General features: G+C 72.9%; 18 protein-coding genes. 10 read left to right on the top strand and 8 right to left on the bottom strand.

The window, feature by feature from the left end; all coding sequences use genetic code 11:
• Positions 1-83: 83 nt before the first annotated feature.
• Complete coding sequence (locus tag MCM47_RS35180; protein ID WP_238951079.1) at positions 84-764, top strand: papain-like cysteine protease family protein; 681 nt, start codon at positions 84-86, stop codon at positions 762-764.
• 9 nt (positions 765-773) lie between these two features.
• Positions 774-1682 (top strand): hypothetical protein, encoded by a 909-nt coding sequence (locus MCM47_RS35175; protein WP_238951078.1) that lies wholly within the window; start codon positions 774-776, stop codon positions 1680-1682.
• A gap of 115 nt (positions 1683-1797) precedes the next feature.
• On the opposite strand, the gene MCM47_RS35170 is transcribed toward MCM47_RS35175, so the two are convergent.
• Together MCM47_RS35170 and MCM47_RS35165 are read right to left on the bottom strand one after the other, a co-directional pair.
• Complete coding sequence (locus MCM47_RS35170) at positions 1798-2466, bottom strand: TetR family transcriptional regulator (protein WP_238951077.1); 669 nt, start codon at positions 2464-2466, stop codon at positions 1798-1800.
• 8 nt (positions 2467-2474) lie between these two features.
• The gene (locus tag MCM47_RS35165) at positions 2475-4181 is read right to left on the bottom strand and encodes an MFS transporter (protein WP_238951076.1); all 1707 of its coding nucleotides are present in this window, start codon (positions 4179-4181) and stop codon (positions 2475-2477) included.
• 314 nt (positions 4182-4495) lie between these two features.
• On the opposite strand from MCM47_RS35165, the gene MCM47_RS35160 reads away from it, so the two are divergent.
• The gene (locus tag MCM47_RS35160; RefSeq protein ID WP_238951075.1) at positions 4496-5140 is read left to right on the top strand and encodes a hypothetical protein; all 645 of its coding nucleotides are present in this window, start codon (positions 4496-4498) and stop codon (positions 5138-5140) included.
• Here the strand turns inward: MCM47_RS35160 and MCM47_RS35155 are convergent.
• Complete coding sequence (locus MCM47_RS35155) at positions 5111-5800, bottom strand: hemolysin III family protein (RefSeq protein ID WP_238951074.1); 690 nt, start codon at positions 5798-5800, stop codon at positions 5111-5113. The genes MCM47_RS35160 and MCM47_RS35155 overlap by 30 nt on opposite strands.
• 283 nt (positions 5801-6083) lie before the next feature.
• Here MCM47_RS35155 and MCM47_RS35150 point away from each other — a divergent pair, with 283 nt between their 5' ends.
• Complete coding sequence (locus MCM47_RS35150) at positions 6084-7895, top strand: phosphoenolpyruvate carboxykinase (GTP) (protein ID WP_238951073.1); 1812 nt, start codon at positions 6084-6086, stop codon at positions 7893-7895.
• A 289-nt stretch (positions 7896-8184) separates the two neighbouring features.
• Here MCM47_RS35150 and MCM47_RS35145 read toward each other — a convergent pair whose 3' ends face one another.
• Together MCM47_RS35145 and MCM47_RS35140 are read right to left on the bottom strand one after the other, a co-directional pair.
• A complete protein-coding gene (locus MCM47_RS35145) occupies positions 8185-9399 on the bottom strand; it encodes a pyridoxal phosphate-dependent aminotransferase (protein ID WP_238951072.1) in 1215 nt (404 codons plus the stop codon).
• A 100-nt stretch (positions 9400-9499) separates the two neighbouring features.
• On the bottom strand, positions 9500-10258 hold the full coding sequence (locus tag MCM47_RS35140; protein WP_238951071.1) for a hypothetical protein: 759 nt from the start codon (positions 10256-10258) through the stop codon (positions 9500-9502).
• Positions 10259-10460: 202 nt separating this feature from the next.
• Between MCM47_RS35140 and MCM47_RS35135 the strand changes: the two genes are divergently transcribed.
• Positions 10461-11174 (top strand): prepilin peptidase, encoded by a 714-nt coding sequence (locus tag MCM47_RS35135; RefSeq protein WP_238951070.1) that lies wholly within the window; start codon positions 10461-10463, stop codon positions 11172-11174.
• A gap of 132 nt (positions 11175-11306) precedes the next feature.
• Here the strand turns inward: MCM47_RS35135 and MCM47_RS35130 are convergent, their stop codons facing one another.
• Entirely contained in the window at positions 11307-12905 is a 1599-nt protein-coding gene (locus MCM47_RS35130; RefSeq protein WP_238951069.1) for a chitinase, read from the bottom strand.
• 407 nt (positions 12906-13312) lie between these two features.
• Here MCM47_RS35130 and MCM47_RS35125 point away from each other — a divergent pair, with 407 nt between their 5' ends.
• The 4 genes from MCM47_RS35125 (at position 13313) to MCM47_RS35110 (ending at position 18849) form a co-directional block, all read left to right on the top strand.
• Complete coding sequence (locus tag MCM47_RS35125) at positions 13313-14107, top strand: isoprenyl transferase (RefSeq protein ID WP_238951068.1); 795 nt, start codon at positions 13313-13315, stop codon at positions 14105-14107.
• Positions 14108-14391: 284 nt separating this feature from the next.
• Positions 14392-15726 (top strand): PhoH family protein, encoded by a 1335-nt coding sequence (locus MCM47_RS35120; protein ID WP_238951067.1) that lies wholly within the window; start codon positions 14392-14394, stop codon positions 15724-15726.
• 446 nt (positions 15727-16172) lie between these two features.
• Positions 16173-16895 carry a transglycosylase SLT domain-containing protein gene (locus MCM47_RS35115; protein WP_238951066.1) on the top strand — a complete coding sequence of 241 codons (723 nt, stop codon included), beginning with the start codon at positions 16173-16175 and terminating at the stop codon, positions 16893-16895.
• A 454-nt stretch (positions 16896-17349) separates the two neighbouring features.
• Positions 17350-18849, top strand: coding sequence for an AI-2E family transporter (locus MCM47_RS35110; RefSeq protein ID WP_238951065.1), 1500 nt, complete (start codon positions 17350-17352; stop codon positions 18847-18849).
• Positions 18850-18946: 97 nt separating this feature from the next.
• On the opposite strand, the gene MCM47_RS35105 is transcribed toward MCM47_RS35110, so the two are convergent.
• Both MCM47_RS35105 and MCM47_RS35100 read right to left on the bottom strand, forming a co-directional pair.
• The gene (locus MCM47_RS35105) at positions 18947-19489 is read right to left on the bottom strand and encodes an alkyl hydroperoxide reductase (RefSeq protein ID WP_238951064.1); all 543 of its coding nucleotides are present in this window, start codon (positions 19487-19489) and stop codon (positions 18947-18949) included.
• A 5-nt stretch (positions 19490-19494) separates the two neighbouring features.
• On the bottom strand, positions 19495-20046 hold the full coding sequence (locus MCM47_RS35100) for a peroxiredoxin (RefSeq protein WP_238951063.1): 552 nt from the start codon (positions 20044-20046) through the stop codon (positions 19495-19497).
• A 191-nt stretch (positions 20047-20237) separates the two neighbouring features.
• Here MCM47_RS35100 and MCM47_RS35095 point away from each other — a divergent pair, with 191 nt between their 5' ends.
• Entirely contained in the window at positions 20238-21215 is a 978-nt protein-coding gene (locus MCM47_RS35095; protein WP_238951062.1) for a LysR substrate-binding domain-containing protein, read from the top strand.
• Positions 21216-21377 lie beyond the last annotated feature (162 nt).

The raw sequence follows: 21377 nt of genomic DNA, 5'->3' as shown, positions 1-21377 counted from the left end.
CAACGGAGTGATGCTCATGGCGCGATCCGGACCGCACCCCCACACATCTCCACTCCTCTGCCTGCGCAAGGAGGAACGCCCCCATGTCAGTTCCACGGATACGCCTGCGCCGCGCGGTCTCGGTGCTCGCGCTCGGCGTGCTCGGCCCGGCGCTCGGCGTCGCGGCCGCCGCCCCGGCCTCCGCCGCCCCCAACGGCGCGCCGTCCGCCCTCTCCGTCAGGTCCGCGCCGTCCGCCCCGGTGCGGCCGGCGGCCGCGGCGGGCAGCACCGCCGACCTGGCCGGTACGTACAAGAAGCTCAACATCACCATGCAGCAGCAACAGCAGAGCAACTGGTGCTGGGCGGCGAGCGGCAACACGATCGCCACCTGGTTCGGCTACTCCTACAGCCAGAACCAGTTCTGCAACGCCGCGTTCGGCCGGGCGATCAACTCGAGCTGCCCCAACGACCAGGCCACGCTCGGCGACGTGCAGAACGGCCTCAGCTGGATCGGCATCAACCCGGGCTCGTACGTCAACGGGTACCTGCGCTACAGCACCGTGCAGACCGAGGTGAACGCCGACCGGCCGATCGAGACCCGGATCCAGTGGAGCTCGGGCGGCGGCCACATGCACGTGGTCTACGGCTACGACACCTCGAACAACTGGGTCTACTGGGGTGACCCGTGGCCGTCCAACTACCGCTACAACTGGGCGGACTACAACTACTACGTGTCCAACGGCACGTTCTCCTGGACCCACTCCCTGTACCGGATCGGCGCGTGAGGGGCGACCATGACCAGCATCCGTAAGGCCGCCGCCGGCCTCCTGCTCGTCACCGGTCTCGGCCTGGCCGCGTCTCCGGCCGCCCACGCCGACGACCGGGCCGGTGCTCCCGCCGGCACCCCCGCGCCGGTCACCGCCGCGGAGCTGGCGCAGGCCCGCGGCGCGGCCCAGAGCCCGGCGGTCATGGACCGGTTGGGCCACTTCTTCGCCCGCAAGGGCGTCCCGCCGAACGGCCGCCTGACCGTCGGGGCGGCCGAGGAGGCCCGGGCGGCGCAGGCAGCCGCCCCGCGGCTCGCGGGCGACACCGTGCCGGTCTACACCCTGGACGCGGCCTTCGTGGCCGGGACTCCGGGCGCGCCGGTGGCGAGGGCCGAGTTCGTGGCCAGCAAGGCCGTCTCGGCGGACGGGCAGACCGCCTCGGTCTGGACGGTCGAGCGGGGCGGCACCTGGCAGGTCGTCAACATCGCCTCGGGCGGCGACGAGAGCGACTACGCGGCTCGGGCGGCCGACAGCGGTGGCGGGACGGCGTTCCGCGAGCCGCAGCTCAACGCCTGGTACGTGCTGCGGGACGGCCGGGTGCTCCCGCTGTCCGACGAGGCGCAGCGCTCGGTGGGCGCGTCGGGGGTGAGCCTGGCGGCGTACCAGCAGCTCGTCCGGCAGCGGTACGGGGACAAGCTGCCCGGCTCGGCGTACGACCGGGCGGGGAAGGGCGGCGGTTACCAGCCGGAAGCCACCGCCCGGCCGCAGCAGTCCGTGCAGCCCGGGCAGTCCGTGCAGCCCGGGCAGTCCGCGGAGGCGGCGGGCGCCGGTGGCGCCGGTGCGGTGCTGCCGGCCACGGTGGCCGCGGCCCTGGGCGTCACCGCGCTGGCGGGCGGGGCGGCGGCTCTGCGGCGGCGGACGGGAGCCCGGCTCGGGTAGCGGCCGGGCGGCGGTGGGCGCCCGGCGAGGCTGGGTGCCCACCGACCGGCGGGGCGAGGTCCGGCGCGCGGCGGCGCCGGGCCCCGCCCTGCGCGGGGGCCCGGTCGGACCGGGCCTACACGCCCGTGAAGCCGTGCTCCAGCAGTGCGAAGGTGTGGTCGACCAGCTCCGCGAAGTCCTGCCTGCCGCCGCCGTCCGCCCACCGCAGCACCGTCTCGGTGGTGGCCGCGCCGATCGCGGCGGCGGTGATCCGCATCTCGAACGTCGGCTCCGCCACGCCGGCCCGCCGGGTCAGCACGGCGAGGTAGAGCTGCTGCGGGTCGTTGGCGGGTTCGTGCATCCGGGCGCGCAGCGCCGGGACGTCGTTGACCAGCCGCATCCGGGTCAGCAGTTCCTCGCGCTCGTGCTGGAGCAGTTCGCGGATCAGCCCGATGAGCGCCTCGCGGCAGGAGCGCAGAAACGGTTCGTCCGCCGGGCGCGCGAGCAGCGCGGCGACCAGCGCCGGGTCGTACTCGTCGGTGAGGACCAGGTCCTCCTTGGTGGCGAAGTACCGGAAGAAGGTGGACTGCGAGACCTCGGCCGCGGCGGCGATCTGCTCCACGGTGGTGTTCTCGTACCCCTGCTCGGCGATCAGCCGGTACGCCTCGCGGCGGATCGCCTGGCGGGTCTTCAGCTTCTTCCGCTCCCGCAGCGACAGCGGCTCCTCCAGGATCGCCTGGAGCGGATCGGTCGTCGGTCCTGCCGCGGATACCGGGGGTGCCGCTGTCGGCCGCGCTGCGCTCATACCTTCGATTATCGGTGATCGGCCGCCGGCGCGGCGGCGTTCCCCGAGAGCCGGCCGGCATCGCCCCCGGCACCGGCCCCGACGGCGTCCGCAGCGCCCGCACCGGCCTCGGCGCCCGCACCGGTTTCGGCACCCGGACCGGTTTCGGCACCCGGATCGGTTTCGGCACCCGCCGTGTCCGCAGCACCCGCACCGGCCTCGACGCCCGCGCGCGCTTCCGCGGCGGGCATCCGCAGCGCGACCAGGACCGCGGACAGCGCCGCGATCACCCCGGCGGCCAGCAGCACCACCGTCATGCCGTGCACGTAGGCGGTGTGCGCGGCCGTGGCCAGCGCCCGGTCCCCGGTGGCGGCGGCCACCGCGTCGGCGGCGACCACCGACTGCTCGGCCTGGTGCGCGGCGTCCGCCGGGAGGACCGAGGTCTCCAGCGCGCTCCGGTACGAGCCGGCCAGCAGGCTGCCGAAGACGGCCACGCCGATCGCACCGCCGACCTGACGAAGCGTCTGGAGCAGTCCGGAGCCGACGCCGGCCCGGGCGGGCGGCAGGGTCAGCATGGCGGTGGCCTGGGCGGTGATCAGCGCCAGGCCCATGCCCAGGCCGAGCAGGACGAGCCAGACCGCCGCCAGAGCGTAGCCGTCGGAGGTCCCGGTCCGGCTGCCGAGCAGCAGGGCGGCGGCCAGCAGGGCCAGCCCGAGGGTGATCACCGCGCGCGGGCCGGCCCGGGCGACGAGTCGGTCGCTGAGCTTCGCGGCCACCATCAGTCCGAGCATCATCGGCATCATCCGCAGGCCGGTGCCGAAGGCGTCGGCACCGAGCACGCTCTGGAAGTAGAGCGGCAGTACGAAGAAGGCGCCGAACAGCACCAGCGAGACCAGCGTCGCGGCCGCCGCGGACCAGCGGAAGGCCGGGGCGGCGAGCAGGGCCAGGTCGAGCATCGGGTCCTGCTGCCGGCGGCTGCGCAGTACCAGGGCGGTGAGGGCGGCCAGCGAGCCGCCGAGCGTCCCGAGCACCAGCGGATCGGCCCAGCCGCGCTCGGGGATCTCGATGATGCCGAAGGTGAGCGCCGCCAGCCCGCCCGCGCCGAGCGCGGCGCCGAGCAGGTCGAGCCCGGGTGCGGCGGGGGTGCGCGTCTCCGGGAGCAGCAGCACGCAGGCGACGATGCCGACGGCGGTCAGCGGGATGTTGATCGCGAAGACGGAGCCCCACCAGAGGTGTTGGAGCAGGAAGCCGCCGATCAGCGGTCCGAGCGGGGCGCCGGCGGCGAGCGCCGTGGACAGGACGGCGGTCGCGCGGCGCTGCTCCGCGGCGGGGAAGAGCCCGGGGATCACCGCCAGGGACATCGGCATGACCAGGGCGCCGGCCAGGCCCATCGCGCCCCGGGCGGCGACCACGGTGCCGGGGCTGTCGGCGAGCATGCCGACGGCGGAGGCGAGGGCGAACAGGGCGAGACCGGCGGTGAGCGTCCGGCGGCGCCCGAACCGGTCGCCGATCAGGCCGGCGGGCAGCATCGCGGCGGCGAAGAGGACCGTGTACGAGTCGACGATCCACTGCTGCTGGCCGGTGGTGGCCTGCAGTTGGGAGGCCAGCGTGGGCAGGGCGACGTTCAGGATCGTCATGTCGAAGCTGATCACCAGGGCGCTGAGCGCGACGGCGACCAGCGCCAGCCAGCGCCGTGGGTCGGGTCCGGACGGGGCTTGGGCAGGGATGGTCGGCACGGCAACCTCCGGGAGCCGGGAGTACGAGTGGGAAGTTCCTTTCAAATGACAGTAACTCCCAAAAGAAGGTCACCGTCAATGGAGTGAGCGGTGGCGTTCCGGTGACGCTCGGTGATGTGTCCTGGAAGTGAGGGTTCCGCACGGGGAATTGACGCAACGTTGATCTGTCGTTCGCCGCTTCGGGGCGGCTCCGGGTGACTGTCGGTAGATACGATGTGGCAATCGGTCAGTTGCAGGCCGCCGCGTGCCGAGAGCGGGGAAGGGGTGGGGCGGCAGGAGCCGACCACGAGCCCGGCGCAGGAAGGGGATACCGAATGGCCGACAGGGAGTCGACCGCCCAGGTCTGGGGCGCGGCAGTGGTGTTGGCCTCGGCGCTGGCCGTGGTCGCGGCCTATCTGATCAACGGTGCCGCGCTGGTGCTGGTGGTCGCCGGGGTCGAGGTGCTGCTGCTGATGGTCCACGTCGGCCGGCGCTGGCGGCGGCTCCACCGACCGGCGGTGCCGCGCGGCCACCAAGGGGCGGGCGGCGCCCCGGACGCGGCGCACTGCGAGCGCTGCCGTCGGGCGCGCGAGGCGTTGGACGCGCGGCGGGCGCGTGCCCTCCCGCGGCCGGGTCCCCGGGCGGAGCGCCGGGAGGCGCACCGGGATGCGCACCGGGATGCGGGGCTTTCGGGCCATGACGGTGCGGGCCGCGACCGCCACCTCCAGGGGTACCCCGGCCGTCAGCTCCCCGCCCGTGAGCTCCCCGGCCGTGACCGGCCCCGCCGCGAAGCGCCCGCCCGCGAGCTTCCCGGCCGCGACCTCGCCGGCCCCGACCGCTCCGGCCCCGACCTCGGCGGCCAGGAGTGTCGTCCCGCCCGGGAGTGGACAGCGGAACGGGCGGCCGCCCGGTCACTGGACCGGCCGACCGCCCGTCACGGGGCGCAGGGCTCAGCTGGCCGCGCTGTACGCCACCAGTGAGACGCCGACGTACTGCACGATGAAGGCCCCGAGGGTGAAGGCGTGGAACACCTCGTGGAAGCCGAACCAGCGCGGTGACGGGTTGGGCCGCTTGAGCCCGTAGACCACTCCGCCGACGCTGTAGAGCACGCCGCCCACGATCATCAGCACCAGGACCGCGACACCGCCGGTGCGCAGGAAGTCCGGCAGGAAGAACGCAGCGGCCCAGCCCAGCGCGATGTACACCGGTGTGTACAGCCAGCGCGGCGCCCCCACCCAGAACACCCGGAACGCGATCCCGGCCAGCGCGCCGCCCCAGACCGCCCAGAGCAGCACCTGCTGCGCGGCGCCTTCCAGCAGCAGGATCGTGAACGGGGTGTAGGTGCCCGCGATGATCAGGAAGATGTTCGCGTGGTCGAGCCGGCGCAGCACCGCGTCGCCGCGCGGTCCCCAGGTGAAGCGGTGGTAGACCGCACTGACCCCGAACAGCAGCCAGGCGCTGGCGGAGTAGATCGCGCAGGCGATCTTGGCGGGCGTGGAGTCGGCCAGGCAGATCAGCACGATCCCGGCGGCCACCGTGGCGGGGAACATCCCGGCGTGCAGCCAGCCGCGCCACTTCGGCTTCTCCGCACTCTCCGTGCTCTCGTTGCTCTCCGTGCTCTCCAGGAGCTCAGCAGTCATGCCGAGCATGCTATCCGCTACCTACGGCTCCGTAGGTTACCGGCTCGTAGGAAGTGGCGATCATCACTACTTGGACGTTTTGGAGTAATCGAAGTGGTGGTCGACGGGGTGGGGCTCGGCCGAAAGCGCCCGGTTACCAACTAGTAATAAGACAGCCTGTAGTAAAAGATGCGTCAATTTCACCGATGCGCCGTATTCGGGGCTGGAGGCCGGAGCTACGCTGCAAGCACCCTCAAACCCCCGCTACGCCGTCTCCTCGCCGAGATGGCGTGAAGGAGCGATCGTGTCGAACGAGAACCTCGCGCCCACCCGCCACAAGCGTCTGCTTGCCTGGGTGAGCGAGATCGCGGAGCTCACCCAGCCCGACCGCATCGAGTGGTGCGACGGGTCCGAGGAGGAGTACCAGCGCCTCGCGGACCTGCTGGTGGCTCAGGGCACCTTCAAGAAGCTGAACGAGGAGAAGCGCCCCAACTCCTACTACGCCGCCTCGGACCCCACGGACGTGGCGCGCGTGGAGGACCGCACGTACATCTGCTCCGAGCAGGAGAAGGACGCCGGCCCGACCAACAACTGGAAGGCCCCCGCCGAGATGCGGGAGATCTTCCAGGGCGAGAAGGGCCTGTTCCGCGGCGCGATGAAGGGACGCACCATGTACGTGGTGCCCTTCTCGATGGGCCCGGTGGGCTCCCCGCTGGCCGCGTACGGCGTCGAGATCACCGACTCCGCCTACGTCGCCGTGTCGATGCGCGTGATGACCCGCATGGGCCGGGCCGTGCTGGACCAGCTCGGCGAGGACGGCGACTTCGTCAAGGCCGTGCACACCGTCGGCGCCCCGCTCGGCGAGGGTCAGGCGGACGTGCCGTGGCCGTGCAACAGCACCAAGTACATCTCGCACTTCCCGGAGACCCGGGAGATCTGGTCCTTCGGCTCGGGCTACGGCGGCAATGCCCTGCTCGGCAAGAAGTGCTACGCGCTGCGCATCGCCTCGACGATGGCCCGGGACGAGGGCTGGCTGGCCGAGCACATGCTCATCCTGAAGCTCACCCCGCCGTCCGGCGAGGCCAAGTACGTCGCGGCCGCCTTCCCGTCGGCCTGCGGCAAGACCAACCTGGCCATGCTCCAGCCGACCATCCCGGGCTGGAAGGTCGAGACGATCGGCGACGACATCGCCTGGATGCGCTTCGGCGCCGACGGCCGCCTGTACGCCATCAACCCCGAGGCCGGCTTCTTCGGCGTCGCCCCCGGCACCGGCGTGGACACCAACGCCAACGCCATCGACACCCTCTGGGGCAACACGGTCTTCACCAACGTCGCCCTCACCGACGACGGCGATGTCTGGTGGGAGGGCCTCACCGACGAGCCGCCGGCCCACCTCACCGACTGGCGCGGCAACGACTGGACCCCGGAGTCCGGCACCCCGGCCGCCCACCCGAACGCCCGCTTCGCCGTCCCGGCGGCGCAGTGCCCGACCATCGCCCCCGAGTGGGAGGACCAGGCGGGTGTGCCGATCTCGGCCATCCTGTTCGGCGGCCGCCGTGCCACCGCCGTCCCGCTGGTGACGGAGTCCTTCGACTGGCAGCACGGCGTCTTCCTGGGCGCGAACATCGCCTCCGAGAAGACCGCCGCCGCCGAGGGCACCGTCGGCGAGCTGCGTCGCGACCCGTTCGCGATGCTCCCCTTCTGCGGCTACAACATGGGCGACTACTTCGCCCACTGGCTGAAGATCGGCGCCCAGGCGGACCCCGGCAAGCTGCCGAAGATCTACTACGTGAACTGGTTCCGCAAGAACGCCGAGGGCAAGTTCGTCTGGCCCGGCTACGGCGAGAACAGCCGCGTGCTGAAGTGGATCGTCGAGCGGCTGGAGGGCCACGGCAAGGGCGTCGAGACCCCGATCGGCGTGCTGCCGTCCGTCGACGGCTTCGACCTGGACGGCCTGGAGCTCTCCGAGGCCGACCGTGAGCTGCTCTTCACCGTGGACGCCGACATCTGGCGCCAGGAAGCCGCACTCGTCCCCGCCCACCTGGAGCTCTTCGGCGACCACACGCCGACCGAGCTGTGGGACGAGTACCGAAACCTCGTCGCCCGCCTCGGCTGAGCCTGAGCCTCAGCCGGCGAACGGTCGGCGCGTGGCACGAATCGCGCGCCGACCGGGTGACAGGACGGCCGGAGCCCTGCTGGACGATCTTTCCCCGACCAAGGAGATCGTCCGGCGACCGGGGCTCCGGCCGTAGTCGTTCGCGGGAATCCGCGGGAATCCGCGGAAGTCCGCGGAAGTCCGCGGAAGTCCGCGGAAGTCCGCGGAAGTCCGCGGGAGCTCCCGGAAGTTCCCGGGGAGGCCTCCGGACGGTTCCGGTGGCCTCCGCGTCTCGTACGTCCGCCCGCCGTCAGGGCTGGGTGTAGCCGCCGAGGAAGGCGCCGATCCGGGTCACGGCGTCGGTGATCTCCTCGGCCCGGGGCAGGGTGACCAGCCGGAAGTGGTCCGGCTCGGGCCAGTTGAACCCGGTGCCCTGGACCAGCAGGATCCGCTCGGCCCGCAGCAGGTCGAGCACCATCTGGGCGTCGTCCTTGATCTTGTAGACCTTCGGGTCCAGCCGGGGGAAGGCGTAGAGCGCGCCCTTGGGCTTCACGCAGCTCACGCCCGGGATCTCGTTGAGCAGCCGGTAGGCGGCGTCCCGGGACTCCAGCAGCCGACCGCCGGGCAGCACCAGGTCCCGGATGGACTGCCGGCCGCCGAGCGCCGCGGCCACTGCGTGCTGGGCCGGCATGTTGGCGCACAGGCGCATCGAGGCGAGCACGGTCAGGCCCTCGATGTAGCTGCGGGCCCGGTTCCGGTCGCCGGAGAGCACCATCCAGCCGGAGCGGAAGCCCGCGACCCGGTAGGCCTTGGAGAGGCCGTTGAAGGTGACGCAGAAGAGGTCGGGCGCCAGGGTGGCCAGCGGGACGTGCTCGGCGTCGTCGTAGAGGATCTTGTCGTAGATCTCGTCCGCGTAGACCACCAGCTTGTGCCGGCGGGCGATCTCGACCAGCCCCTCCAGGACCTCGCGCGGGTAGACCGCGCCGGTCGGGTTGTTCGGGTTGATCACCACGAGCGCCCTGGTCCGGTCGGTGACCTTGGCCTCGATGTCGGCGAGGTCCGGGTACCACTCCGACTGCTCGTCGCAGCGGTAGTGCACGGCGGTGCCGCCGGCCAGCGAGACGGAGGCGGTCCAAAGCGGGTAGTCCGGCGCGGGGACGAGCACCTCGTCGCCGTCGTCCAGCAGCGCCGTCATGGCCAGCTGGATCAGCTCGGAGACGCCGTTGCCGAGGAAGACGTCCTCGACGGTGAGCCCGTGCAGCCCGCGCTCCTCGTAGTGCATCACCACGGCGCGGCGGGCGGAGAGCAGGCCCTTGGAGTCTCCGTAGCCGTGCGCGGACGCGAGATTGCGCAGGACGTCCTGGAGGATCTCCGGCGGCGCCTCGAAGCCGAACACGGCGGGGTTGCCGGTGTTGAGCTTCAGGATGCGGTGGCCCTGCTCCTCCAGCCGCATCGCCTCGTCGAGCACCGGGCCGCGGATGTCGTAGCAGACGTTGGCGAGCTTGCTGGACTGGATGACCTGCATGCCTGCCTACTTTAGGGGCAGACCGGGGCGGTTCCGCGCGCGCACCGGGGCGCGCGTCGGACCGCCCCGAAAGCCTGCCTTCGATCGGCAGGCGGGGCCGTCAGCCGACCTTCCAGACCAGCGGCTCGGTGTCCAGAACGCTGCCGAAGGAGAGGAACTGCGGCGGGGTGGCGGTCGGAACGAGATAGACAGCACACTGCTGCTGGCTCTGGCCGTCCGCCAGGGTGCCGGGCTTCTTGCCCGCGTCGCACTGCGGGATCGACTTCATGATCGTCGGGGCCGGGAGGATGCCCGTCGCCCTGGCGTCCGTGTTCACCTTGAACCGCATCATGAAGTACTCGTCGGTCAGCGGGGCGCCGGTGCGGTTGGTGAACGACACCGTGACGTAGTACGGCGTCCGGCCCTCCAGGTCGGCGGGCTTGAAGTGGAACGGCGCGATCTCGGCCGCGGTGCCCTTGACCACCGAGACCGGTGTGACGTCGGCCTTGGTCTTGCCCTGGTAGCTGCCGGTGGCGGTGAGCGCCAGCGGGTTGCCGAAACCGACCTTGCCGCTGCCGCCGCTCGCACCGCCGATCGGGTTGCCGCTGGTGGTGGCCGAGGGGGCGGTGCCCGCGCCCGCGCCGCCGGTGCCGCCGGCGGCCGCGCCCGTGCTGCCCGTGCCGCCCGTGCCCGCCGAGCCGCCGGCCGCCGGGGGCTCCGTGGTGGCCGGGGCGGTGGCGGGGGCGGGGGCGGTCGCGTCCCCGGCGCCCGCCGCCCCCGGGGCGGCCGGTGTGTCGTTCTCCGGCCCGCAGGCCGTCAGCAGCATGGCCAGCGCCGCGGCCGGGACAGCGGCGCGCAGGACCGTCTGGGTCTTCGTCAAGATGGGTTCCCCGTGGATGATGTGGTCGGTGCGGCACCCGGGTCGCCGGGCGCCGTCCGGGTCCGGTCCGGCCGATTCCGCCCGGCGCACGCAACCGCGCGCGCCGAACCTACGAGATCGATCGGACTGCCCCAACGCTCGGACGAGGACGACAGCGGGCCGGTTCCCTCGCGGGCGGCCCGAAGGTGGCGGGAGGGGTGCTGTGATCGTCGCCGTACTCGGGGCGGTGCTGGCCGGAGTGCTGGTGGCACCGGCCCTGCGCGGGCTGGTGGTGCGGTACGCCGTGCCCGAGGGCGAGCCGTGGCGCACCCGCTGCCCGGCCTGTGACCGGGAGCTCCGCGGGCTGCCGCCGACCGGCCGTTGCCCGGGCTGCCGGGAGCGGCTGGGCCCGGGCGCCGGGCAGGTCGAGGCGGTGACCGCTCTGGCGGTGGCGGCCGCGCTCTCGGCGGCGCACCCGGCCGACGCGGTCCTGCTGCTCTGGGCGGCCGGGCCGGGCGTGGTGCTCGGCTTCACCGACGCCCGGGTGCGCCGGCTGCCGTACGCGCTGAGCTGGACGCTGGCGGCGGGGCTGGCGCTGCTGCTGGTGGTCCTGGAGCTGGCCGGCGGCAGCCCCGGCGTCCTGCTGCGCTGCCTGCTGGTGGCCCTCACCGCCGCCGCGCTGTTCGAACTGCCCGCCTGGTTCGGGCTGATGGGCCCCGGGGACACCGTGCTGGCGCTCGGCCTCGGCGCACTGCTCGGCCGCTACGGCTGGTCGGCCGCGTTCGGGGGGCTGTTCGCGGCCGCGGTGCTGGCCGGACTCTGGTCGGTCGGGCTGGCCGTCGCGGCCGTGCTGCGCCGCCGGCCGGTGCGCGGGCTCGACCTGCCGATGGGCCCCTTCCTGCTGCTCGGCGCGACCGCCGCGGTGCTGGCGCAGTAGCGCCGGGGGCCGGCGGTGGCCGGGCGCGACCGGCCCCCCGGGACACGAACGGGCCCGCCGTACCGGTGGGATACGGCGGGCCCGCCGCGGGTGCGCCGGCCCCACCCTCAAGGAGCCGCGCACCGTGGGGAGTTACGGCATCTGGTGGACGAACGGGCCGACCGCGGCGGAGAACGCGTTCCCGTTGTTGGCGTCCCAGTTGGTCGACCAGGTCATCGCGCCGCGGATGGTCGGCCACTTGGCCGGCGGGACGAAGCTCCCGCAGTTGCGGCCGGTGGCCAGGCAGTCCAGCGCGTTGTTCACCACGCTCGGCGAGACGTAGCCGCCACCGGCCGCCCGGCTGGAGGCCGGGACGCCGATGCCGACCTGGTCGGGCCGCAGGCCGCCCTGGATGTGCGTGCAGACCTGGGAGGTGATGAAGTCGATGGTGCCCTGGTTGTAGACCTTGCCGTCGCAGCCGTTCATGCCGCCCGAGTTGTAGAACTGGGTGTTGACGACGGTCAGGATGTCCTTGGTGTTCAGCGCGAGCTGGAAGTAGGCGCCGGCGGTGCTGTACATCCCGATGGTCTCCGGGGCCATCGTCAGGACGAAGCCCGGGCCGACCTTGGCCTGCAGGCCGTGCAGCGCGTTGCCGAGGTGGGTCGGGTTGACGCCGTTCTCCAGGTCGACGTCGATGCCGTCGAAGCCGTAGTCCTTGATGATCGCGGAGGCGCTGTCCACGAACGCGGCGGCCGCGGTGGCGTCGCCGACGGTGATCGCGCCGTTCTGGCCGCCGATCGACAGGACGACCTTCTTGCCGGCCGCCTGCTTGGCCTTCACGTCGGCGCGGAACTGTGCGTCGGTGTAGCCGCCGAGGGCCTTGGAGAGCGCCGGGTCCAGGGTGAAGCTGATCGCGCCGGTCCTGGTGGGCACCGCGTCGGCGAAGGAGACCGCGATGATGTCGTAGGCGCTCTGGACGTCGCCGAGCTTCTGGACGGTCGCGCCGTTGTCGAAGTTGTGCCAGTAGCCGGTGACCACGTGCTTGGGCAGGCCGGTGGCCGGCGGGGTGGTGCCGGTGGCGGTCGCCGTGGGCGTCGGGGTGGCGGTCCGGGTGGGCGTCGCGGTCGGGGTCGCGGTGGGCGTGGGCGTGGCGGTCGCGGTGGCCGTCGCGGTCGGGGTGGGGGTCGGCGTCGCGGTGGGGCTCGGGGTGGAGGTGCCGCCGGGGCCGCTCAGCACGACGTCGTCGGCGAGGTAGGCGCTCTGGCCGTACCAGCCGTGCAGGTACACCGTGATGCTGGTGGTGTTGGCGCCGGTGGTGAAGGTCGAGGAGAGCTGGTTCCAGGTGTTCTGGTTCGACCAGGTGCTCGGCTCGGCGCCGCCGGTGCCCCGCGCGCCGAGGTAGACGTACGGGCCCTGGACCCACGCGCTCAGCGTGTAGCTGCTGTTGGGCAGCACGCTGACGGTCTGGGTGCACTCGGCGGTGTCGCCGGCGCCCGGGGTGGCCTGGAGCGCGCCGGTCCCGGAGTGGACCGGGGCCGCGACGGTGGTCGCGGCGCCGGTGCAGGACCAGCCGGCGAGCGAGCCGCCGTCGAATCCGCCGTTGGTGACCAGGTTTCCGGCGGCGGCGGTGGCGCCGCCGGCGAGGAGGGCCAGGCCGCTGCCGGCCAGGGCGAGAGCGGTGGCGCCGGCGGCGAGGGCCGGCAGGGGGCTGCGCCGGCGCCGGTGCGCGGGCTGGTTCTGCGTACGGGCCATGGAGGTGGGCTCCTGGGGAAGGAGCGGCCGCCGCGGTGGGGGGCGCGGCGGCCGCGTGTGGGGGAGGGCATGCATCCGCAGTGGTGCCTTGGCGGGCGGGAGTCCGGGTGCTCTTCCGCCTCGGTCAAAAGCTGGACTAGACCATTGCCGGCCGTCAAGGACGGAACGGTCGGCTTACGGATTCCTTAAGGAACCGGATACCGTTCCGTAGCCGTCTCCCCCGTGGAGAGGGGCGGCCGCCCGACGGACGTCTTCCGGCCACGGCTGCCGCACCGGTCGCGACAGAGTCCGCACAGGACCGTGACCTGACCGCTACCTGCGGCTTTACCCAGCTCGTCCGGGCGGGAGTAGGCTGCGCCCGGGGTTGTGACGCACCCCGGTGAAGAGTTACGGAGGGGCCGAAAACCATGGGTCTGCGCGATGTCGTCGAACGCACGCCGGGGCTGCGCACCCTGCTGGACGGTATGTACGGCCTCTACGGTCGCCGGGTCGAGGTGCACCTCGCCCGCACCCCGCACCACATCGGCGTGATCCTCGACGGGAACCGCCGCTGGGCGAAGGCCACCGGCGGCTCCACCGCCTACGGCCACCAGCGCGGAGCCGACAAGATCAGCGAGTTCCTCGGCTGGTGCGACGAGACGCACGTCAAGGTCGTCACCCTGTGGATGCTCTCCACCGACAACCTCTCCCGGCCCGCGGACGAGCTGGTCCCGTTGCTCGGGATCATCGAGGACGCCGTCACCGGCCTGGCCGCCGCCCGCCGGTGGCGGGTCAACCCGGTCGGCGCGCTGGACCTGCTGCCGCAGCACACCGCCGACGTGCTCAAGCGGGCCGCCGAGGAGACCGCGGGGATCGACGGGATCACGGTCAACGTCGCCGTCGGCTACGGCGGCCGGCACGAGATCGCGGACGCCGTCCGCTCGTTGCTCCAGGAGCACGCCGGGCGCGGCACCTCGATCGAGGAGCTGGCCGAGATCCTCGACGTCGAGCACATCGCCGAGCACCTCTACACCAAGGGCCAGCCCGATCCGGACCTGGTCATCCGCACCTCGGGCGAGCAGCGGCTCTCGGGCTTCCTGCTCTGGCAGAGCGCGCACAGCGAGTTCTACTTCTGCGAGGCGTACTGGCCGGCCTTCCGGAAGGTCGACTTCCTGCGCGCCCTGCGCGCGTACGAGCAGCGGAACCGGCGGATGGGTCTCTGAGGCTCCTTCCGCCCCACCGGGAGACCCCCCTCCGGGAGACCCCTCCCGCCCCACCGGCCCCGCGGCGCACTGCGCCCGCGGGCCGATCTGCGTCCAGTAGGGCTGGAGTACCCGGGCGGGGCGTGAGGCCAAACGTTCACCGGCAATGATCCGTCAGTTCGCCGGGGACGCGAATGCACCGCCCCTCGCCTGGGAATACTCCGGTCAGACCGGCCCCGAGGCCACCGGGGCAGCGGGGGCCGGCTTGCCGCGGATGACGCAGGGTCATCCGCTCTGGAGGCCTAGTGGTCAGTTCCAAGAGCCGCCGGACACCAGACCGGCGCACGTACGTTCTCGACACCAGCGTGCTCCTGGCGGACCCCCTCGCCATGACCCGCTTCGAGGAGCACGAGGTCGTCCTTCCGGTGGTGGTCGTCACCGAGCTGGAGGCCAAGCGGCACCATCCGGAGCTGGGCTACTTCGCCCGCCAGGCGCTGCGACTCCTCGACGACTACCGCATCCGCTTCGGCCGGCTCGACGAGCCGATCCCCGTCGGCGAGCTCGGCGGGACGATCCGGGTCGAGCTCAACCACTCGGACCTGTCGATACTGCCGGTCGGCTACCGGGCCGGCGGCGGCGAGGCGGACACCCGGATCCTGGCGGTCGCCCGGAACCTGCAGGCCGAGGGGTACGACGTCACCGTCGTCTCCAAGGACCTCCCCCTGCGGATCAAGGCGAGCTCGGTCGGGCTCCTCGCCGAGGAGTACCGGGCCGAGCTGGCGGTCACCTCGGGCTGGACGGGCATGGCCGAACTGCACGTCCCGGCGGACGACGTGGACGCGCTGTTCGCGGCCGGCCACGACGCCACGGTGGCGGTCGAGGGGGCTGCCGAGCTGCCCGTCCACACCGGACTGGTGCTCAGCTCCGAGCGCGGCCGGGCACTCGGCCGGGTCACCGGCGACGGCCGGGTCCGCCTGGTGCGCGGGGAGCGCGAGGCCTTCGGGCTCCGCGGGCGCAGTGCCGAGCAGCGGGTCGCGCTGGACCTGCTGCTCGACCCGGAGGTCGGCATCGTCTCGATGGGCGGCCGGGCCGGCACCGGGAAGTCCGCGCTGGCCCTGTGCGCAGGTCTGGAGGCCGTGCTGGAGCGGCGGCAGCACCGCAAGGTGATGGTCTTCCGGCCGCTGTACGCGGTCGGCGGCCAGGAGCTCGGCTATCTGCCGGGCTCCGAGACGGAGAAGATGAGCCCCTGGGCGCAGGCGGTCTTCGACACCCTCTCCGCCGTCACCACCCCGGACGTGATCGAGGAGGTCATCTCCCGGGGAATGCTGGAGGTCCTGCCGCTGACCCACATCCGCGGGCGCTCCCTGCACGACGCCTTCGTGATCGTGGACGAGGCGCAGTCGCTGGAGCGGAACGTCCTGCTGACGGTGCTGTCCCGGATCGGTCAGGGCTCCCGGGTGGTGCTCACCCACGACGTGGCGCAGCGGGACAACCTCCGGGTCGGCCGGTACGACGGCGTGGTGGCGGTGGTGGAGAAGCTGAAGGGGCATCCGCTCTTCGCGCACATCACGCTCACCCGCTCCGAGCGTTCGCCGATCGCGGCGCTGGTCACCGAGATGCTGGAGGACATCCACCCGTGACCGGAGCGTTCCGGGCATAGTCGGACAATAAGGTCAATTACGGGCGTGGGGCCCGCTCCTGACGGAGCGGGCCTCCGCCCGTTTCATCACATCGAGTGCTTTCTGTCCGGAGAACCCCGGTGCGGTGAATGTGACATCCGCCACGCAACGGGGAATTGCGTCGACAGTGCCCGGTGCGGCATGGTGAGGGTTCTGTCAGGCCCCGCGTACGGCATGACAGGGCCCCGGGCAACCGGTGGCCCGGTCCGGACGGTCCGCCAACTCCGGTGGGTGGACGCACAATTGAACACCGATGAGTCGTACGCCGCCCGATCTCAACGCTCGGTCGCCCACCGCGGCCGGACGCCGGGTCAGTACCTCCCGTGACCAGCACCGTACGGAGGGCAGCGCCAAGGGGCATGTTGCGTCCGCACGGTCACGCGTGGGCGATGCTGGAAGGAATCCATGTGACTCGGATCTCGGTCCGGGGAGTTGCTGTGGCCTCCGCCACCGCCGTCACCGCCGTCGGTGCCGTCGTGGGCATGGCCTCGGGCAGCGAGGGCAAGACCACGCAGACGGTCGACGTCGCCGGCGCGACCCTGCTTGCCGAAGTCCCCTCTGGCGCCCAGGCGCAGACCATCAGCGACAACATCGGCACGCAGGCCTCCGCCCAGCAGGCCGCCGCCGAGGCGGCCGCCAAGGCCGCGGCCGAGCAGAAGGCCGCCGAGGAGGCCGCGCGCCAGAAGGCCGCCGCCGACGCGCAGGCCAAGGCCGACGCGGAGAAGGCCGCCAAGGCGGCCGAGGAGAAGCGCAAGGCCGACGAGGCCGCCGCCAACCGCTCCAAGGCCCGTTCGGCGATGGCCGCCACCGACACCTCGGCCCCGCCGGTGTCGGTCAGCCCCGGCTCGGTCCAGGAGATCGCCCAGCAGATCGTCGGCGACGACGCGCAGTTCCAGTGCTTCAGCCAGATCGTGAAGCGCGAGAGCGGCTGGGACTACACCGCCACCAACAAGAGCTCCGGCGCCTACGGTCTCGTGCAGGCGCTCCCCGGCTCCAAGATGGCCTCGGCGGGCGCCGACTGGCGCACCAACCCGGCCACCCAGATCAAGTGGGGCCTGAACTACATGAACAGCCGCTACGGCAGCCCCTGTGGCGCCTGGTCGTTCTGGCAGTCCCACCACTGGTACTAGGAAGACCGGTCCCAGGGACTTCCGCCGCAGCCCCCGACCGCCCTGAGCGGGGTCGGGGGCTGCGGCGTACCCGTAGGGGCGGGCCGCGCCGCCCGGGCTGCGCTGACCAGTGCGCCCACGGGCGGTGCGGTCCTGGGTGCGGACGCGGGGCGCGGGAAGGGGTCCTGGTTGCTTCCTGCACCGGCCGGTCCGCCGACAGTTGGCCTGTGTTCTCGTCCGACTCCTCCCCGTTGTCACGCGCCTGAAACCCCCTGGTCCGGGTGGTTTTGCCCCGGTTGCTCCCCGGCCGCCGGGCACGGCTCGGGGCCGCTCGCACCGGCCGGGGCGCGGCCAACCCACCCGCCCGCCGGACCCGCCGTGCCCCGGGCGGGTAGTTTCATCCCTGACGGCCGTGGCGCGACCCACGGCGTACCCGCCGGCCCGGCGGGCCCAGCGGGGAGCGGTGGTAGCGAGGATGGCGTGGGGCGGGAAGGCCTTCAAGACCGTGGCCAAGGGGGCGGCCGTGGTGGCGAGCGCGGCCGCGGTGATCGAGCGGCGCCGGCGCGCCGCGATCGCGGCCGAGGCCTACGAGCCCCCGCTCGCGGTGGAGCCGCCGCCCGCGGCGGTGCCGGCTCCGCTGCCGGTGGCACCCGTCTCCGCGCCGCTGCCGGGGCCGCGTGAGGAGGCGGCCCGCGCCGTCGCCCCGGCGCCGGCCCCGGCGCCCGCGAGCCATGCCGCGTTCGGCCGGGAGTACCACCCCGGCCGGCCCGCCACCCCGGCCGAGGCCGTGCCCTGGGGGCTGCGGGTGGCCGCCGAGTCCACCTGGCGGCTGCTGCTGCTCGGCGCCGCGCTCTACGTCGTCTTCTACATCGTCGACATGCTGCGGCTGGTGGCCTTCGCGGTCCTCGCCTCGCTGCTGATCTCGGCGCTCCTGGAGCCGACCGTCTCCTGGCTGCGCCGGCACGGCGTGCCGCGCTCGCTGGCTGCGGGCGGGGTGTTCATGAGCGGCCTGGCCGGGATCGGGCTGGTCGGCTGGTTCGTGGTCTGGCAGGTGACCACCAACCTGAACACGGTCACCACCAAGGTCCAGGACGGTGTCGCCACCCTGCGGGACTGGCTGATCACCGGCCCGCTGCACCTGACCCAGCAGCAGATCACCGACTTCGCCAACCAGATCACCAAGGCGATCAGCACCAACACCGAGCAGCTCACCTCGGCCGGTCTCACCGGCGCGCAGATCGCCGTCGAGGTGCTGACCGCCGTCCTGCTCGCCTTCTTCACCACCTTCTTCCTGCTCTACGACGGCGAGCGGATCTGGAACTGGGCGCTGCGCGGCCTGCCCCGGCACTCCCGGTACGCGATGGCCGGCGCCGGCCCGAAGGCGTGGGCCACGCTCACCGCCTACGTCCGCGGCACCGTCTGCGTGGCGTTCATCGACGCGGTCTGCATCGGCGTCGGGATCCAGCTGCTCGGGGTGCCGATGGCGTTGCCGCTCGCGGTGATCATCTTCCTCGGGGCCTTCGTCCCGCTGGTCGGTGCGCTCGTCACCGGGACCGTCGCGGTGCTGATCGCGCTGGTCACCACGACGCCGTTCACCGCGCTGATGGTGCTCGTGGTGCTGGTCGCCGTGCAGCAGATCGAGGGCCACGTGCTCCAGCCGCTGATCCTCGGTCGGGCGGTGCGCGTCCACCCGCTCGGCGTGGTCCTCGGGGTGGCGGCCGGGTCGATCATCGGGGGCATCGGCGGCGCCGTCGTCTCCGTCCCGCTGATCGCGGTCACCAACACCGTGGTCACCCACCTCCGCCGTCGCAACGAGGCCGGCCAGGCCGTCTTCACCGCCCTGGAGGCGGCCCGCGAGGCCGCCGCCACCCGCAGCCACGCCCACCCCGCCCCGGCGGACCGGCCGGCCGCGGCCGCCGCCGCGGCTGCGTCCGCTCCCGACCTGCCCGCCGCGGTCCGGCCCGCGGTGGACTGAGCGCGCCCGCCGGGCGTGCCGACGCCCGGGCGCGCCGACGCGCGAAGGCCCGCCGGGTGTCCGGCGGGCCTTCGTGTCTGTCGTGCGTCCGGGCGCGTCAGGCGTCGACGGTGGCCAGGGCGGCCTCGGCGTCGAGGACGCCGGCCACGGCCTGGAGGACCGCGGCGATCTTCACCGAGGCCTGGATGACCTCGCGCTCGACGCCCGCCTTGCGGAGCACGCCCTCATGGGAGTCGAGGCACTGGCCGCAGCCGTTGATGGCGGAGACCGCGAAGCACCAGAGCTCGAAGTCGGCCTTCTCGACGCCCGGGGTGCCGATGATGTTCATCCGCAGACCGGCCCGCATGCTGCTGTACTCCTTGTCGGAGAGCAGGTGCGTGGTCCGGTAGTAGACGTTGTTCATCCCCATGATCGCGGCCGCGCCCTTGGCGGCGTTGTACGCCTCCGGGGAGAGGTTGGCCTTGGCCTCGGGCTCCAGCCGGCGCAGCACCTCGGCGCTACGGGTGGCCATCGCGCAGGAGAGCACGGTGCCCCAGAGCTGCTGGGCGGGGAGGTCGGAGTTGCCGATGACCGCGCTCAGGTTGAGCTTGAGGTCCTTGGCGTAGTCCGGCAGGGCGGACTTCAGGTCGTCGAGGGCCATGGTGGTCAGCCCGCCAGCAGGGCCTGGGCGTCGAGCGTGTCGTCGCCCTTGTTCCAGTTGCACGGGCACAGCTCGTCGGTCTGCAGGGCGTCCAGCACGCGCAGGACCTCCTTGGGGTTACGGCCGACGGAGCCGGCGGTCACCATGACGAACTGGATCTCGTTGTTCGGGTCGACGATGAACACCGCGCGCTGGGCGGTGCCGTCGGCGGCCTCGACGCCACAGGCGCGCATCAGGTCGTGCTTGACGTCGGCCAGCATCGGGAACGGCAGGTCGCGCAGGTCCTTGTGGTCCTTGCGCCAGGCGTGGTGCACGAACTCCGAGTCGCCGGAGACGCCGAGGATCTGGGCGTCGCGGTCGGCGAACTCCTCGTTCAGCTTGCCGAACGCGGCGATCTCGGTCGGGCAGACGAAGGTGAAGTCCATCGGCCAGAAGAAGACGATCTTCCACTTGCCCTCGTAGGACTTGTGGTTGATCTCGGCGAAGGCGTTCGCGGCGTCCAGGTCGACGCAGGCGTTGAGTTCGAACTCGGGGAACTTGTCACCGATCGTGAGCACGTTCGCTTCTCCTGAAGTGAGATGAGGGGAGTTTGTCCGGATTGCGGAACGGTCTCCACGATTCCACATCGTGGACTGATCAGGGAAATAGCTACACTCGATGTGTCTGATCGGAGAGAGCTATCAATACCCCGACTTCCCAGGCCAGCCCCAAGGGGCGCAAGGCGGGCGCCCGCAAACCCGACGGCGCTGTGGCGAGTGCCACATCCCGCGGCCCCCGGACGCCGACCGTCGCCCAGCTGCGGGCCTTCGCCGCGGTCGCCGAGCACCGGCACTTCCGGGAGGCCGCGGCCGCGACCGGAACCAGCCAGCCGGCGCTGTCGGGCGCGGTCGCCGCCTTGGAGGAGGCGCTCGGCGCCCAGCTGATCGAGCGTACGACGCGGAAGGTGATCGTGACTCCCCTGGGGGAGCGGGTGGTCGAGCACGCGCACCGGGTGCTCGCGGCGCTGCAGGCGCTGACCGAGGAGGTCGAGGCGGCCCGCCGCCCGTTCACCGGCCCGCTGCACCTCGGGGTCATCCCGACCGTGGCGCCGTACCTGCTGCCGACCGTGCTGCGACTGGTCCGCGACCGCTACCCGGAGCTGGAGCTGCACGTCCACGAGGAGCGGACGCCGTCGCTGCTGGACGGGCTGGCCGCCGGCCGGCTGGACGTCCTGCTGCTCGCGCTGCCGGCCGGCGGCAGCGCGCCGACCCGGGACATCCCGCTGTACGACGAGGACTTCGTCCTGGTGACGCCGCCCGGCCACCCGCTGGCGGGCCGGATCGACGCCCCGCGCGACGTGCTGCTCGACCTGGACGTGCTGCTGCTGGAGGAGGGCCACTGCCTGCGCGACCAGGCCCTCGACATCTGCCGCGAGGTCGGCGCCGACCCCGCCCAGGCCTCCGGGCGGGGGTACCCCCCCGGCTCCACCACCCGGGCGGCCGGCCTCTCCACCCTGGTGCAGCTGGTGGCCGGCGGGCTCGGGGTCACGCTGCTGCCCGCCACCGCGCTGGACGTCGAGGCGGGCCGCACCGACCGGCTGGCGGCCGTCCGGTTCGCCGCCCCCGCGCCGGGGCGTCGGATCGGGCTCGCCACCCGCCCGGGCTCGGCCCGCAGCGCCGAGTACGACCGGTTCGCCGCGAGCCTGCGCGAGGTGCTGGCCGAGCTTCCGGTGCGGATCGTCTGCTGATCGACGGCCCGCGCGTCGTCGCTGCCCGGTCGGGGGCGGGGAGTTGCCGAGTCGCCGAGCAGCTGGGTCGCCGAGTCGCCGAGTCGCCGAGCAGCTGAGTCGCTGAGCCGCCGGGCACCGGCGCCGCCGGGGGCCGTGCGGCGCGCTGCCCTCGGCCGGAGG

It is taken from the genome of Kitasatospora sp. A2-31 (assembly GCF_022288725.1).
Taxonomy (GTDB): domain Bacteria; phylum Actinomycetota; class Actinomycetes; order Streptomycetales; family Streptomycetaceae; genus Kitasatospora.
This window is presented reverse-complemented; position numbering and strand designations above follow the sequence as displayed.